Source organism: Porphyrobacter sp. AAP82 (assembly GCF_000331285.1).
GTDB lineage: Bacteria > Pseudomonadota > Alphaproteobacteria > Sphingomonadales > Sphingomonadaceae > Erythrobacter.
The window spans coordinates 1-14670 of the sequence record NZ_ANFX01000025.1 but is presented as its reverse complement, the minus strand read 5'-3'; the positions used below and the strand labels follow the sequence as shown (position 1 = coordinate 14670).

Sequence of the window (14670 nt, the reverse complement as noted above, 5' to 3'; positions counted from 1 at the left end):
CGCCGATCAGGAGGGCGAGAAGCGCTCCGGCTCCAGCCCCAGCTCGCCGATCCGCTTGCGCAGGGTGTTGCGATTGATGCCGAGCAGCTGTGCCGCGCGCAGCTGGTTGCCCCCGGTGCGCCCGAGGGCATATTCGATCAGTGGCTTCTCGAAAGCGCCAAGCGCGCGGTGATAGAGCGCGCCGGGCGGCGGGCTCTCCGCGGTCAGCCACGCGGCCAGTGCCGCGCCGAAGCCGCCCTGCCCTGCGTCCTGAGGAACGCTGGCGGGCGCGATCTCGGGGCCGATGATGTCGCCGACCGCATCGGCATCGATCCGCTCCTCGCGCGCCATCAGCGCGAGGCGGTAGACGACATTGCGCAGCTCGCGGACATTGCCGCGCCAGTTCCTCGCCTCGAGCCGCTCGATCGCCTCGGCCGTCAGCACGCGGCGCGGCAGCCCGTCCTCGGCTGCCAGAACGAGGAAATGCTGGGCGAGCGCGGCGATATCCTCGCGCCGCTCGCGCAAGGGGGGCAGGACGATGGGCACGACGTTGAGCCGGTAGAACAGGTCCTCGCGAAACGTGCCTGCGGCGATCATCGGGGTGAGGTCGCGATTGGTGGCGGCGATGATGCGGACATTGACCGCAATCTCCTGCCGCCCGCCGACGCGCCGGATGCGCCCCGATTGCAGCGCGCGCAGCAGGCGGGTCTGCGCCTCGGCAGGCATGTCGCCGATCTCGTCCAGAAACAGCGTGCCGCCATTGGCCTGTTCGAACTTGCCGATCGCCTGGGCGATGGCGCCGGTGAAGGCGCCCTTTTCGTGGCCGAACAGCTCGCTTTCGACAAGATCGGCGGGGATCGCGGCGGTGTTAACGGCAACAAACGGCCCGGTGCGGCGGTTGCCAAGCTCGTGGATCGCCTCGGCGACCAGCTCCTTGCCGGTCCCGCTTTCTCCGGTGACGAGCACGGTGAGATCATTGCGCAAGACGCGCGTGATCATGCGGTAGACACCCTGCATCGCCGGGCTGCGCCCGACCAGCGGCATCCGCTCGCCCTCGCCCGGAAGGGCGGCGCTGGGGTCTTGGGCCGAGGGCGAACGCGCCCCTGCGGCCTGGCGCACGGCATGGACCAGCTCGTCAAGATCGAAGGGCTTGGGGAAATATTCGAATGCCTCGCTTTCGGACGCGCGCACCGCGGTATCGAGCGTGTTCTGCGCCGAGAGCACGATCACCGGCATCTCGGGCGCGCGCTCGCGCACCGCCGAAAGACTCGCCAGCCCGTCACCGTCTTCGAGGATCACATCGGTCAGCATCACGCCGAACCGGCGCGTTTCCAGCAGCTTGTCGCGCGCGGCAATGCTCGTGCAATGGGCGATGGCGAAGCCTTCGTCCTCGAGTGCGGCGATGATCACCGTGGCGATTGCGGTGTCATCCTCGACCAGCAGGACCGGATCGTGCGCGTGTCCCATCAGGCCGCGTCCGGTGCCTGGGGCAGATGCAGGCGGAAATTGGTGAGGCCTGCGCGCGCATCGCGGTCATGGCTGACATTGCCGTTCATGTCGCGCACCAGCTTTCTCACCAGCGACAGCCCCAGCCCCTGGCCCGAGGGCTTGGAGGAGACGAAGGGCTCGAACACGTGGTCGCGCAGGGCCGGGTCGATCCCCCGGCCATTGTCAGACACGGTGATCTCGATCGGCAGCGGCACGGCGCGCCCGTTGCGGATCGCGCTGAAGGCGAGGCCGCTGACGAAGCGGGTCTGGACGATGATGAGCCCGCCCTTGCCCCCGCCCGCCAGCGCCGCATCGCGCGCGTTGGAGACGAGGTTGATGAGCACCTGTTCGAGCGCATCGCGGTTGGCCAGCACCGGCGGGAGCGAGGGGTCGAACTCCTCGCGGATTTCGACCTCGCCCAGCGCGCTTCCCGCCGCGCGCATCGTCGCGACCGCGGCGCGGATCGCCTCATGCGGGTTGCACGGATCGACCGAGGCGGTGCGGGTGCTGCCCAATTGCTGCATCCGGTCGATCAGCCGGGCGATGCGGTCGACCTCGTCGGTGATCATCTTGGCGAGCTTCTTGTCGGCATGCGGCAGCTTCCTCGCGGCGAGCTGCCCGGCCCCGCGGATCGCGGCAAGCGGGTTCTTGATCTCGTGCGCGAGCACCGCGGGTGCGCCCAGCATCGCCTCGCCATTGCCGGGGTTGGCCGCATCATCGTGGCCGATCTGCGAGAGCGTCACCACCCGCCAGCCGGGAAAGCCGCCGAGCGGCGAGGCGGTCAGGTTGACGCGGATTTCCTGCGCGCCCACGCGGATCGCCAGATCGCGCGCCACCAACGCCTCCTCCCCGGCCAGCAGCCGCGCCTCGACCCGCGGGTCCATCGGCCCGATGCGGTCGGTCAGCCGCCTGCCGACAAGCCGCACCGCGCTGGTGCCGAGCAGGTCCTCGGCGGCGTGATTGACCTCGGCGATGCGCGCCTCGCCGTCGATCAGCACGACCGCGAAGATCAGCCCGGCAAGCTGCGCGCGGGCATCGGGGCGCGGCGCGGTGCCTTGATCTTCGGCCGGGATCGACGCCACGTTCAGGCGGCCTGCTGCATCAGGAAGGGGGCATAGAACCGCTCGATCTCGGAAAGGACCGTGGCGGCATCGTCGATGAAGTTGACGCGGTTGCGGAACTCGGCAGAGCCATGGAGGCCCTTGGTGTACCACCCGAGGTGCTTGCGCGCCATCTTGACGCCGGTATCGCGGCCATAGTGGTCGAGCATGCGGTTGTAGTGTTCGACGACGAGGGCATATTGTTCGTCCATGCCGGGCGCCGCGCGCGCCTCGCCGGTGCGCCACCAGTGCATCACCTGCCCCAGCAGCCACGGCTTGCCATAGGCGCCGCGCCCGATCATCAAGCCATTCGCGCCCGATTGCTCCATGGCCCGGGCGGCGTCCGCGATCGAGCAGATATCGCCGTTGACGATCACCGGGATGTTCACGGCATCCTTGACCTTGTGCACGAAAGCCCAGTCGGCACTTCCCTTGTACATCTGGTTGCGGGTGCGGCCGTGGACGGTGACCATCTGCACGCCGAGATCCTCGGCGATGCGCGCCATGTCGGGGGCGTTGAGGCTGTCGTGGCACCAGCCCATGCGCATCTTGACCGTCACGGGCACCTTCACCGCCTTGACCGTCGCTTCCATCAGCCGCACCGCGAGCGGCACTTCGCGCATCAGCGCGGAGCCGGCGAACTGGCCGACGACCTTGCGCACCGGGCAGCCGAAATTGATGTCGATGATCGCCGCGCCATTGCCTTCCTGGATCTTTGCGGCCTCGGCCATGCTGGCCGGATCGCAGCCGACCAGCTGCATCGAGACCGGCTCCTCGATCCGGTCCCACGCAGTCTTCTGGGTGCTGACCCGGGTTTCGCGGATTGCCGCCTCGCTCGCCACCATCTCGGTGACGTTGAGGCCCGAGCCGTAGCGGCGCACCAGCGTGCGGAACGGCATGTCGGTAACGCCGGTCATCGGCGCGAGCACGACCGGCTCGGCGACCGTGACCGGGCCGATGGCGATCGGCTTCAGGGCCGGGGGAGAGGGAAGCGTGGTCATGGAACGGGCGGTGCCTAAAATATGGGCAGGCGCATAGTGGATTGCCGAAAGCGCGTCCAGACCTTAAGCGATGCTCCCGATGGGCCGCGCCTCTCCCCTTCCCCCCTTTGCCGCTGTCGTTGTCGCTGCCGGCAAGGGGCTGCGCGCTGGTGGTGAAATACCCAAACAATTCAGGATTTTACGGGGCAAACCCCTGGTCCGCTGGTCAATCGAGGCACTCGCACACGCGGGTGCCGATGTGATCGTAACGGTGATAAGCCCCGAGGCCGAAGCGGACGCAAGGGCGGCACTGGCAGGGCTCGAGGGGCTGCGCTTCGTCCATGGCGGGGCGACCCGGCAGGAGTCGGTGCGCGCCGGGCTGGAGGCGCTGGCGGATGCCGCGCCCGCCCGCGTGCTGATCCACGATGCGGCCCGCCCCGACCTGCCCCGCGACGTGCTCGCCCGGCTGCTGGCGGCGCTTGACGAGCACCCCGGCGCGATCCCGGTCCTGCCGGTGGTCGACAGCCTCGCGGTCGCGGGCTCGGGAGGAGTGATGACCGGCAAGGCCGCACGCGAGGGCCTGCGCCGCGTCCAGACCCCGCAGGCGTTCCGCTATACCGACATCCTCGTCGCCCACCGCACCTGGCCGGACGCGCCGGATGCGGGCGATGATGCGCAGGTGCTGACGGCGGCGGGCGGCAGCGTCGCCCTCGTCGATGGCGACGAGCGGCTCAAGAAAATCACCTTTGCCGAGGACCTGATGGACCAAACAAGCACTCCCGCCTTCCGCATCGGCCAGGGCTATGACGTCCACCGCCTCGAGGCGGGCGAGGAGCTGTGGCTGGGCGGCGTGTTGATTCCGCACGACAAGGGGCTCGCCGGGCATTCCGACGCCGATGTCGCGCTCCACGCGATCACCGATGCGGTGCTCGGCGCGGTCGGCGAAGGGGATATCGGCACCCACTTCCCGCCCAGCGACCAGCAGTGGCGCGGGGCACGCTCGGGGCGGTTCCTCGAACATGCCGTGAGCCTTGCACGCAAGGCCGGCTATGCCATCGCCAATGTCGACCTGACGCTGATCTGCGAGGCTCCCAAGATCGGCCCCCACCGCCCCGCGATGCGCGCCGAAGTCGCCCGCCTGATGGGCGTGGGTGAAGGCGCGGTCAGCATCAAGGCGACCACCACCGAGAAACTCGGCTTCACCGGCCGCGGCGAGGGTATCGCCGCGCAGGCCATCGTTCTAGTCACCCGTATCACCTGAGCAGAACTGCCATGACCCACCGCCTGATCGCTCCTGCCCTCGCCCTCACCGCGCTCGCCTCGGCCACCGCAGCGCAGGCCCAGGTCCAGCCCTGTGTCGAGCCTGCCGACCTCGCCGATGCGATCGTCTACGTCATGCCGGTCGCCTATGACGCCGCGCGCACCGCCTGCGACAGCCGCCTGGCTGCCAGCGGCTTCATTGCGCGCGAGGGTGACGCCTACATCGCCTCCTTCCGCGACGGCCAGGACAAGGCGTGGCCGGGCGCGCTGCGGATGCTCAAGACCTTCATGGAAGAGGACGCCAAGGGCAAGGGCGAGGCCGGCAAGAGCGACGACATGGCCGCCGCCATTGCGGCCCTCCCCGAAGAAGCGCTGCGCCCCTTCGTCGATGCGCTCATCGGCCAGGCGATCGAAGGCGAGATCAAGCCCGAAAGCTGCGGCAAGATCGAGCGCGGGATCGAACTGCTGAGCCCGCTGCCGGGCGAAAACCTCGGCGGGCTGATAGCCTTCATCGTCGAGCTGGCCGACATCAAGAACCCGCCGATCTGCGGCGCTGCCGCCAAAAAGAAGTAGGCCGCCCGTGCCCCTCTCGCTGCTGCCTGAAGACATCGCCGCGCTGGCCGGGCGCGTCGTCGCCGAAAACGCCGCGGCCGGCCGCAAGCTCGCCATCGCGGAGAGCTGCACGGGCGGGCTGGTGGCCGGCGCGATCACCGAGATCGCGGGGTCATCGGCCGTGCTCGACCGCGGTTTCGTGACCTATTCGAACGCGGCCAAGATGGAGATGCTCGGCGTTTCGGGCGACATCATCGAGGCCTTTGGCGCGGTGTCGATCGCCTGTGCATGGGCGATGGCGAAGGGCGCGCTCGACCGGTCGAAGGCGGATGTGGCCGTGGCGATCAGCGGGGTGGCGGGGCCAGGCGGGGGCACTGCGCAAAAGCCGGTCGGCACGGTCGTCTTTGCCCGCGTGGTGCGCGGCGAGACGGGCGAGCCCGAGGGCGAATTGCGCTTCTTCGAAGGCGGCGAGGGCCCGGGCGGGCGCGCGGAGATCCGCCGTCAGGCGACGCTCTGCGCGCTCGAGCTGTTATTGCCGTAGAGCGCCGCAGCGCGGGCCTCGAAGGCCTCGACCATCTTGCGGAAGGCCTTGTCGAAATATTGCCCGGCGATCCGTTCGAACAGGCGGTTCTTGAAGGTGAAATCGACGAGGAAGTCGATCTCGCAGGTCTGCTCGTCCACCGCACGGAAGGTCCAGACATTGTCAAGGTCCGACAGGGGCCCGTCGACATAGTGGACGTCGATCTCGCGCGGGCGGTCCTTCCTCACCCGGCTGGTGAAGCTTTCGCGGATCGCCTTGAAGCCCACCACCATGTCCGCGACCATCTCGGTTTCGGAGTTGGAGCGCACGCGGGTGGCGATCACCCAGGGGAGAAATTCGCCGTAGCGGCCGACGTCGGCGACCAGATCGAACATCTGTTCGGCGCTGTAGGGCAGGCGGCGCGTTTCACGGATGCCGGGCACGGCCTTACGCCCCGGCTCCGGCGCGCGCCTGTTCGCGGGCGAGCTTTTCCTCGCGCGCGGCGCGCATCTTCGCAAAGTCGTCGCACGCATGATAGCTCGACCGGGTCAGCGGCGAGGAGGCGACCTGGAGGAAGCCCTTCGCGCGCGCAATCGCGCCATAGGCGGCAAAGGCCTTGGGGGTGACGAATTCCTCGACCTTGGCGTGCTTCGGGGTCGGCTGGAGATATTGCCCCATGGTGATGAAATCGACCTCGGCGCTGCGCATGTCGTCCATCACCTGGTGCACCTCGAGCCGCTGCTCGCCGAGGCCCAGCATGATCCCCGACTTGGTGAAGATCAGCGGGTTGTGCGCCTTCACTTCCTCGAGCAGCCGAAGCGAGGCGTAGTAGCGCGCGCCCGGCCGGATCGTGGGGTAGAGCCGCGGGACGGTTTCGAGGTTGTGGTTGTAGACGTCGGGCCCCGCCTCGCAGATCATCTCCACCGCGCGGCGCATCTTGCCGCGGAAATCGGGGGTGAGAATTTCGATGGTGGTGGCAGGCGTCGTGCGGCGCAGCGCCTCGATCACCTTGACGAACTGGCTCGCCCCGCCATCGGGGAGGTCATCGCGGTCGACGCTGGTGATGACGATGTGTTCGAGCCCCATCTTGGCCGCCGCGATCGCGGTGTTCTCGGGCTCGAAGGGGTCGAGAGCGCGCGGCATCCCGGTCTTGACGTTGCAGAAGGCGCAGGCCCGTGTGCAGACATCGCCGAGGATCATCACCGTGGCGTGTTTCTTGGTCCAGCACTCGCCGATGTTGGGGCAGGCCGCTTCCTCGCACACGGTGTGGAGATTGAGCTCGCGCATCAGCCGGCGCGTTTCGTTGTAACCCTCGCTCACCGGCGCACGCACGCGGATCCAGTCGGGCTTGCGCTGGCGGGCCGGGCGTTGTTCGGGCGTGTGGGGCTGCGGCGGGCTGGAGAGGTCGTTCATCAGCGCCATTTAGGCCCGCAGGCCGCGTCCCGCAAGCGTGGCGGGGCTTGCAAACCACGCACCGGCTCCTGACAAAACGGAGCGGCGGACAAGTAAGGGCGCCGGAGCGGAAATCCGCCCGGCGCCCTTGGCTCATCCAGACCTGTGTGACGCGGATCAGCTGCCCGTCGCCGCGCCCGTCGCCGCGGCGGCCTGCTGCTCGGCATAGGCCGTCCACAGCCGCGCGATCGGAACGCGCGCGCCGGTGACCTGCGCGAAAGCCGCGCGCGCCGCCTCGATATTGCCCGCGCCGATCTGCGCGATGCCGAGACGGGTGAGCGAGGCATCGCGGTCAGCGTCGGCGAGCGTCAGGCTCTTCTCGTAAAAGCCGGCGGCCTTGGCGTATTCGCCGTAGCTGAGGAAGGTATCGCCGGCGGCCATGACCGTGCGCAGCTTGGCGGCGGCGGCATTGGCGTCCCGCTCGAGCGCGGGCAGGCCGGCCCGGTCGGCCGCAACAAGGCTGTTTGCGGCCTTGTACTGCTCCTCGATCCAGCTGTCGCTGCCCTTGGGGATCACGCCCAATGCATAGGCATCGTCGATCACCGCCTTCACCTCCGAAGGCAGACGGCGCGGGTCGGCCGCCTCCACATAGATGATGAAGTCGTTCTTCTCCTTGAGGGTCCCGACCTTCTTGCCGAGGCGCAGCAGATCGAGCAGCACCGGCCCTTCGAAATCGTTGAGATTGCGCGTCAGGTTCACCGCATCGCGCCAGTTTTCAGGGGTGGGGTAATCGGCGACCCAATGCTCGACGAAGTCGTAGACCTGCGGAACGATCTCGTTCTGGTAGGCGACCGAAACCCCGCGCCGATAGAGCTTGGCATCGACCTTCTGGCCTGCGGCCTTCTTGGCGGCGATGACATCGGTGAGGTACTTGAGGCCTTCCTCGTTACGATCCTCGATGAAGAACAGTTCGGCCATGTTCATCTGGAGATCGCCTGCGCTGAGGTTGGGCGCGGTGTAGTTCAGGTCGATCGCCTTCTGGAGGTTGGCGCGTGCCTTGTCGTACTGCTTCAGTTCGTTGGCGAGCTGGAAGGCGACGACGTGATAGCGGCCGGTTTCCTCGGGCTTGGTCTTGCCGCTCGCCAGCATGGTTTCCGCGCCCAGCAGCTGGAGCGCATAATCCTTGCCGGTGATCCCGGCGTTGAACAGCATGCCGCCAAGCGCCAGCTTGTCGTCATTGGTGACCGCCAGCGGGATCAGCGCGTCGATCTCGGGCTTGAGGGCCGCGATGCTGGCGCCGGGCGCCTTGAGCTTGGCGTCGAGCGGCTGGTAGGCCTTGACGAAAGCCGGGGTGTAGACGGGCTTGCCGGCGGCTTCGGCTTCCTCGCCCTTCTTCTTCTTTTGCGCATGGGCCGCATCGGCAAATCCGGGAACCGCGAGCACCGCGGTGCCGGCGGCAAGCGCCACTGCCAGAGCGAGCTGGCGCGCGAGCGCGGCCGGACGACGGGGCGAAGAAATATTGGTCACTGCATCCTCCACAAGAAGCGCAGGCCCTTGTGCCGTTGCGGCGGCCGGGACTGCGGCGAACTTCCGTGCGAGCCTTTGAACCGCCCGCACGCAATTTGCAATTCCCGCTAGGCGCGCCGTGCTGAACGGGCTTTGAATGCCGCCGCGCACTGCGTCACCGCTGCCGGCCTGCAAGTGTGGAAAAAAGCGCCGCGTTCGCGCCTTGTTCCGCCCCCAGAGTGGCGAAAGCCCGGGGTTGTGCCTAAATGGAGAGCGACCGCCGGCCCTGCTATGGCCCGCCCGCCGCATGCGGCACCCGAACACACACAGAAACGGCCCCGACCTTGAGCGACGACAGCGACATTCTCGATTCTCCCGCAGCCCCGATCGGCGGTTTCGACCGCATCGATATCGTGGACGAAATGAAGTCGAGCTATCTCGACTATGCGATGAGCGTGATTGTCAGCCGCGCGCTGCCCGATGTGCGCGACGGGCTGAAGCCGGTGCACCGCCGCATCCTCTTTGCCAGCCAGGAGGGCGGCTTCGTCGCCGGCAAGCCCTACCGCAAGAGCGCCAAGATCGTCGGCGACGTGATGGGCAACTACCACCCCCACGGCGATGCGGCGATCTATGATGCGCTGGCGCGCATGACCCAGCCCTGGTCGATGCGCGTGCCGCTGATCGATGGGCAAGGCAATTTCGGCTCGATGGACCCCGATCCGCCGGCCTCGATGCGCTACACCGAAGCGCGGCTGGCGCGGGTGGCGAACAGCCTGCTCGACGATCTCGATAAGGACACGGTCGATTTCACCGACAACTATGACAGCAGTCGACGCGAGCCGACGGTGCTGCCCGCGCGCTTCCCCAACCTCTTGGTCAACGGCGCGGGCGGGATCGCGGTCGGCATGGCGACCAATGTGCCGCCGCACAACCTCGGCGAGGTGATCGACGGGTGCCTGGCCTTCATCGAGAACCCGGCCATCACCTCGGAAGAACTCATCAGGTTCATCCCCGGTCCCGATTTCCCCACCGCCCCGCTGATCCTCGGCACGCATGGCGGGCGGATGGCCTACACCACCGGGCGCGGCTCGATCCTGATGCGCTGCCGTCACGAGATCGAAAGCACCCGCGGCGCCAAGAGCGAGGGGCGCGAGAGCATCGTGTTCACCTCGATCCCCTACCAGGTCGGCAAGTCGGGCCTGGTCGAAAAGATCGCCGAGGCCGCCAAGGACAAACGCATCGAGGGCATCAGCGACATCCGCGATGAAAGCTCGCGCGAAGGCGTGCGCGTGGTCATCGATCTGAAGCGCGATGCCACCCCCGAGGTCGTGCTCAACCAGATCTGGCGGCACACCCCCGCGCAATCGAGCTTCCCCGCCAACATGCTCGCGATCCGCGGCGGGCGGCCCGAAACGCTTACCCTGCGCGACATCGTGCAGAGTTTCATCGCCTTCCGCGAGGAGGTCATCACCCGGCGCACCAAGTTCGAACTGAACAAGGCGCGCGAGCGGGCGCATCTGTTGCTGGGCCTCGTGGTCGCGGTCTCGAACCTTGACGAGGTCGTGGCGATGATCCGCTCGGCCCGCAACCCGGCCGAGGCGCGGGCGAAGCTGCTCGCCAAGGAATGGCCGATCGGCGACATCGCGCAATATATCCGCCTTGTCGAAGCGATCGAGCCCTCCGCCGACGAGAGCGGCGGCACCTACAAGCTGTCCGAGCGGCAGGTGAAGGCGATCCTCGAACTGCGCCTCCACCGCCTGACCGCGCTGGGCCGCGACGAGATCGGGGACGAATTGAAGGAACTGGCGCTCTCGATCGAGGAATATCTCTCGATCCTCGCCGACCGCGTGAAGCTTTACGGCGTGATGCGCGGCGAGCTTGAGGAAATCCGCGCCACCTATGCCACGCCCCGCCTGTCCGAAATCGCCCCCGCATGGGACGGCCTCGAGGACGAGGACCTGATCGAGCGCGAGGAGATGGTCGTCACCGTCACCCACGGCGGCTACATCAAGCGCACGCCGCTTGACGCCTTCCGTGCCCAGGCGCGCGGCGGCAAGGGCCGTTCGGGGATGGCGACCAAGGACGAGGACGCGGTGGTCGAACTGTTCGTCACCAGCACCCACAACCCCGTGCTGTTCTTCACCAATACGGGGCGCGTCTACCGCATGAAGGTGTGGAAGCTCCCCGAAGGCGGGCCGCAGACCAAGGGCCGCCCGATGGTCAACCTGCTGCCGCTCGGCGACGAGGAGCGCGTCACCAACGTGCTTCCGCTGCCCGAGGACGAGGCGACCTGGGCCAATCTCAACATTGTCTTTGCCACCGAACAGGGCATGGTCCGTCGCAACTCGATGGACGCCTTCGCCAACATCCCGACCGCGGGCAAATATGCGATGGGCTTTGTCGAGGGTTCGGGCGACCGGCTGATCGGGGTGCAATTGCTCACCGAGGACCAGGAAATCTTCCTTGCGAGCGATGCAGGCAAGGCGATCCGCTTCTCGGCCACCGACGCGCGCGAAACCAAGAGCCGCACCGGCATCGGGGTGCGCGGCATGAGCCTCAAGAAGGGCGGCAAGGTCGTGTCCATGGCGGTGGTCGATCCGCTCACCGCCGACATGGAAACGCGCGAGGCCTACCTGCGCGCCGCGGCGTGGAAGAACAACGACGCTGTCCCCACCTTGCCCGCCGGGCACGTCGCAGCGATGGCGGAAGCCGAGGAGTTCATCCTCACCATCACCGCCAATGGTTATGGCAAGATCTCCTCGGCCTATGAATACCGCACCACCGCGCGCGGCGGGCAGGGGATCACCAATATCGGCACGCCCGAAAGCAACCCCGAGCGCAACGGCCCGGTCGTGGCGAGCTTCCCGGTCAAGCACGGCTCGCAGCTGATGCTGGTGACCGATCAGGCCAAGCTGATCCGCCTCGGGATCGATTTCCGCCATTTGACCCCCGGCGGGTTCGAGGAACACAAGGGCTTCAGCATTTCCGGGCGCGGATCGTCGGGCGTGCGCATCTTCGATGTCGCCAAGGGCGAACACATCGTCGGCGCGGCGCTGATCGATGATGCCGGCGAGGACGAGACGGGCGAAGAGGCGGGCGAGGCGCCCGTCACCTGACGGCCCTCACCTGACCGGCTGTTCGCCCCGCAGGCACTGGATGATCCCGGTCGCGATCATCAACTGGCCGGCGTAATAGAGCGGCCAGATCAGGATCGTGTTGGCAGGCTCCAGATCCAGCGGTCCCATCCGCGCGAAGATCAGCCAGTCACTGAGCACGAACAGCACCGCCCCCGTGCCGACCCGGTAGCGCGGGTAGTGGCTCATCCACGCGGTGCCCGCCATCGCGCCGAGGAAGCCGGCATAGGCCGCGATCTGCCCGTCGCCGCTCAGCAGCCAGCTCACCAGCGGCGTGCCGACCAGCAGCGCGGCGCCGGTCAGTTTCTGCACGGGCGAGGGGCGCTGGTGGCGGTTGCGCAGATAGAGCCCCACCGCCACCACATGCGCCGCGGCAAAAAAGGCGCCGCCGGTTACGAAATCGAGCTCGATCGCGACATCGCCGCAAGCCCCCAGAGCCAGCACCGCGACCAGCAGGAGCCCGTCCGCGCGGTGCCTGCCATGGGGCACGCGCAAGGCGACATAGAGCGCCAGCAGGCCGACGCTCGCGCCCTTCAAGGCAAGGCCCCAGGTGCCCTCGCCCACCGGATTGTCGCGCAGGAAGTAGTAGGCGACCGACGCGGCAATGCTCGCCAGCAGCCACGGCCTTTGTTCGATCAACGCGCGCTTCGCCATGCCTGCCCTTCCCGTGCCCGATCCCAGTGCGGACTTGCAGGCGGGCTAACACGCAATTACGGCCCCCGCCATGACCAGCCATGCGACTTCCCACGATGTGCACATAATCGGCGGCGGCCTCGCCGGGAGCGAGGCGGCCTGGCAGCTGGCACAGACGGGCGCGAGGGTGCGCCTGTCGGAGATGCGCGGCAGCGGGGACAACATGACCCCCGCGCACCAGACCGATGGCCTCGCCGAACTGGTCTGCTCCAACTCCTTCCGCTCCGACGACGACACCAGGAACGCCGTCGGCCTGCTCCACCACGAGATGCGCGCGCTGGATTCGCTGGTGATGCGCGCAGGCCACGCCGCGCGCGTGCCGGCGGGAAGCGCGATGGCGGTCGACCGCGACGTGTTCTCGGCCGAGGTCGAAAAGGCGCTTCGCGCGCACCCCAACGTCACCATCGTGCGCGAGCGGGTGGATGAACTGCCGCAGGCGGGCCTCACCATCGTCGCCACCGGGCCGCTCACCGCCGAGGCGCTCGCAGGCAGCATCGTGCGCGCGACCGGTTCCGAAAGGCTCGCCTTCTTCGATGCCATCGCGCCGATCGTCCACTACGATTCGATCGACATGAGCAAGGTGTGGATCCAGTCGCGCTGGAACAAGCGCACCGAGGCCAGCAACGAAGGCGGCGATTACATCAACTGCCCGATGACGCAGGAACAATACCTCGCCTTCCACCGGGGACTGATCGAGGGCGAGAAGACCACGTTCAAGCAGTGGGAGAAGGACACGCCCTATTTCGACGGCTGCATGCCGATCGAAGTGATGGCCGAACGCGGCGTCGAGACGCTGCGCTATGGCCCGATGAAAGGCGTCGGTCTCGACAATCCTTTCGATGTGACCCCGGAATTTCCGCAGGGGCGCTGGCCCTATGCGGTGGTGCAGCTGCGGCAGGACAACAAGCTCGGCACGCTGTGGAACATGGTCGGCTTCCAGACCAAGCTCAAATATGCAGCGCAGATCGAGCTGTTCCGCACCATCCCGGGCCTGGAGAACGCCGAATTCGCGCGGCTGGGCGGCCTGCACCGCAACACCTTCCTCAATTCGCCGCAAGTGCTCGACCGCCAGCTCAGGTTGAAGGCCGCGCCGCATATCCGCTTTGCCGGCCAGGTGACGGGCTGCGAGGGCTATGTCGAGAGCGCCGCGATCGGCCTCGTCGCGGGTCTGATGACGGCGGCGGAACTGGCCGGGCGCGCGTGGCAATCGCTTCCGGCGACGACTGCGCTGGGAGCGCTGCTGAGCCACATCACCGGCGATGCCGAGGCCGAGACCTTCCAGCCCATGAACGTCAATTTCGGCCTGTTCCCGCCCCTCCACGAGGTCGGCAAGAAGGTCCGCAAGGAAGCCTATACCGCGCGCGCCAAGACCGATCTGGCGCGCTGGATCAGCGCGACCCGCGAGGCGGTACCGGCCTAGGCGGCTTTCAACATTTGCAGGCGGGCTTTCTGGCGGCCGGTTTGGGCGCGGTCGCGGCGAATTCGCGCGGGGTGAGCCTGCCGTCCCCGTCCCTGTCGGCCTTGCCGAAGCGGTCGACCGTGGTGACCGCCCATTCCTCGAAGGTGAGGAGGTTGTTGCCGTCCTTGTCGAGGCTGCGGAAGCCCTCGGTGCGGGTCGAGAGCATCTCGTCGCGGGTGATCATCCGGTCGCGGTTGCGGTCATAGCGGAAGAAGCGCTGTTCCTCCTTGCCGAGCTCGCTCAGTTCGGGCGGCGCGGGGCCTTGCCGGGTGCCGGGATCGGCGAGCGGAAGCTGCATTGGGTCACGCGCGGGCGTGGCAGCGGGCGGCGGCGGCGCGCCGCGTTCGATCTCGGCGCGGCCCTGCCACCAGAACACGCCCACTCCGGCAAGGACGAGGCCCCCCAGCACTCCCAGCACCGCCTGTCGCAAGGGTCTGCCCCCCTGTTGCTGCCATCACGGCTCGGTAAATACACGGAATCAGGCGCGAAAGATAGCGGCCCGCAGGGCGGCGCGTGCGGCGCCGCGCCCTTCCATCAGCGGGCGCCCGCCGCGCGCCAGCGCGCGCACCGCGAGCGCCTCGAGCACCGCCACCCCGCCAAGCCCGCG

General features: G+C 67.8%; 13 protein-coding genes. 5 read left to right on the top strand and 8 right to left on the bottom strand.

Translation table 11 applies throughout. The features are described from left to right. Positions 1-6: 6 nt before the first annotated feature. From D620_RS0107905 to dusB, 3 genes are read right to left on the bottom strand one after another with little or no spacing between them, the layout of a single operon-like run. Positions 7-1446, bottom strand: a complete 1440-nt coding sequence (locus D620_RS0107905; protein ID WP_017665260.1) for a sigma-54-dependent transcriptional regulator — start codon at positions 1444-1446, stop codon at positions 7-9. Next, complete coding sequence (locus D620_RS0107900) at positions 1446-2549, bottom strand: two-component system sensor histidine kinase NtrB (RefSeq protein ID WP_017665259.1); 1104 nt, start codon at positions 2547-2549, stop codon at positions 1446-1448. Before D620_RS0107900 ends, D620_RS0107905 begins: the two co-directional genes overlap by 1 nt. 2 nt (positions 2550-2551) lie before the next feature. Beyond that, positions 2552-3568, bottom strand: a complete 1017-nt coding sequence (gene dusB / locus D620_RS0107895) for a tRNA dihydrouridine synthase DusB (RefSeq protein WP_017665258.1) — start codon at positions 3566-3568, stop codon at positions 2552-2554. Positions 3569-3647: 79 nt separating this feature from the next. Here dusB and D620_RS0107890 point away from each other — a divergent pair, with 79 nt between their 5' ends. From D620_RS0107890 to D620_RS0107880, 3 genes are read left to right on the top strand one after another with little or no spacing between them, the layout of a single operon-like run. Next, positions 3648-4808 (top strand): bifunctional 2-C-methyl-D-erythritol 4-phosphate cytidylyltransferase/2-C-methyl-D-erythritol 2,4-cyclodiphosphate synthase, encoded by a 1161-nt coding sequence (locus D620_RS0107890; RefSeq protein WP_026092038.1) that lies wholly within the window; start codon positions 3648-3650, stop codon positions 4806-4808. Between the two features lie 11 nt (positions 4809-4819). After that, a complete protein-coding gene (locus D620_RS0107885; RefSeq protein WP_017665256.1) occupies positions 4820-5380 on the top strand; it encodes a hypothetical protein in 561 nt (186 codons plus the stop codon). A 7-nt stretch (positions 5381-5387) separates the two neighbouring features. Next, entirely contained in the window at positions 5388-5900 is a 513-nt protein-coding gene (locus tag D620_RS0107880; RefSeq protein ID WP_017665255.1) for a CinA family protein, read from the top strand. On the opposite strand, the gene D620_RS0107875 is transcribed toward D620_RS0107880, so the two are convergent. The 3 genes from D620_RS0107875 to D620_RS0107865 form a co-directional block, all read right to left on the bottom strand. After that, positions 5861-6322 carry a type II toxin-antitoxin system RatA family toxin gene (locus D620_RS0107875; RefSeq protein ID WP_017665254.1) on the bottom strand — a complete coding sequence of 154 codons (462 nt, stop codon included), beginning with the start codon at positions 6320-6322 and terminating at the stop codon, positions 5861-5863. The two genes, D620_RS0107880 and D620_RS0107875, sit on opposite strands and share 40 nt — an antisense overlap. A 4-nt stretch (positions 6323-6326) precedes the next feature. Further along, the gene (gene lipA, locus D620_RS0107870) at positions 6327-7292 is read right to left on the bottom strand and encodes a lipoyl synthase (protein WP_033376484.1); all 966 of its coding nucleotides are present in this window, start codon (positions 7290-7292) and stop codon (positions 6327-6329) included. Positions 7293-7448: 156 nt separating this feature from the next. Continuing rightward, positions 7449-8798: a hypothetical protein gene (locus tag D620_RS0107865; RefSeq protein ID WP_026092037.1), complete on the bottom strand. Its 1350-nt coding sequence runs from the start codon at positions 8796-8798 to the stop codon at positions 7449-7451. Positions 8799-9121: 323 nt separating this feature from the next. Between D620_RS0107865 and gyrA the strand changes: the two genes are divergently transcribed. Continuing rightward, complete coding sequence (gyrA, locus tag D620_RS14925) at positions 9122-11893, top strand: DNA gyrase subunit A (protein WP_017665251.1); 2772 nt, start codon at positions 9122-9124, stop codon at positions 11891-11893. A gap of 6 nt (positions 11894-11899) precedes the next feature. Here gyrA and D620_RS0107855 read toward each other — a convergent pair whose 3' ends face one another. Beyond that, on the bottom strand, positions 11900-12565 hold the full coding sequence (locus D620_RS0107855) for a lysoplasmalogenase family protein (RefSeq protein ID WP_017665250.1): 666 nt from the start codon (positions 12563-12565) through the stop codon (positions 11900-11902). Positions 12566-12635: 70 nt separating this feature from the next. On the opposite strand from D620_RS0107855, the gene trmFO reads away from it, so the two are divergent. Then, on the top strand, positions 12636-14024 hold the full coding sequence (gene trmFO, locus D620_RS0107850) for a methylenetetrahydrofolate--tRNA-(uracil(54)-C(5))-methyltransferase (FADH(2)-oxidizing) TrmFO (protein WP_017665249.1): 1389 nt from the start codon (positions 12636-12638) through the stop codon (positions 14022-14024). A gap of 7 nt (positions 14025-14031) precedes the next feature. Here the strand turns inward: trmFO and D620_RS0107845 are convergent, their stop codons facing one another. Beyond that, positions 14032-14472 carry a hypothetical protein gene (locus tag D620_RS0107845; RefSeq protein ID WP_017665248.1) on the bottom strand — a complete coding sequence of 147 codons (441 nt, stop codon included), beginning with the start codon at positions 14470-14472 and terminating at the stop codon, positions 14032-14034. Positions 14473-14670: the final 198 nt, after the last annotated feature.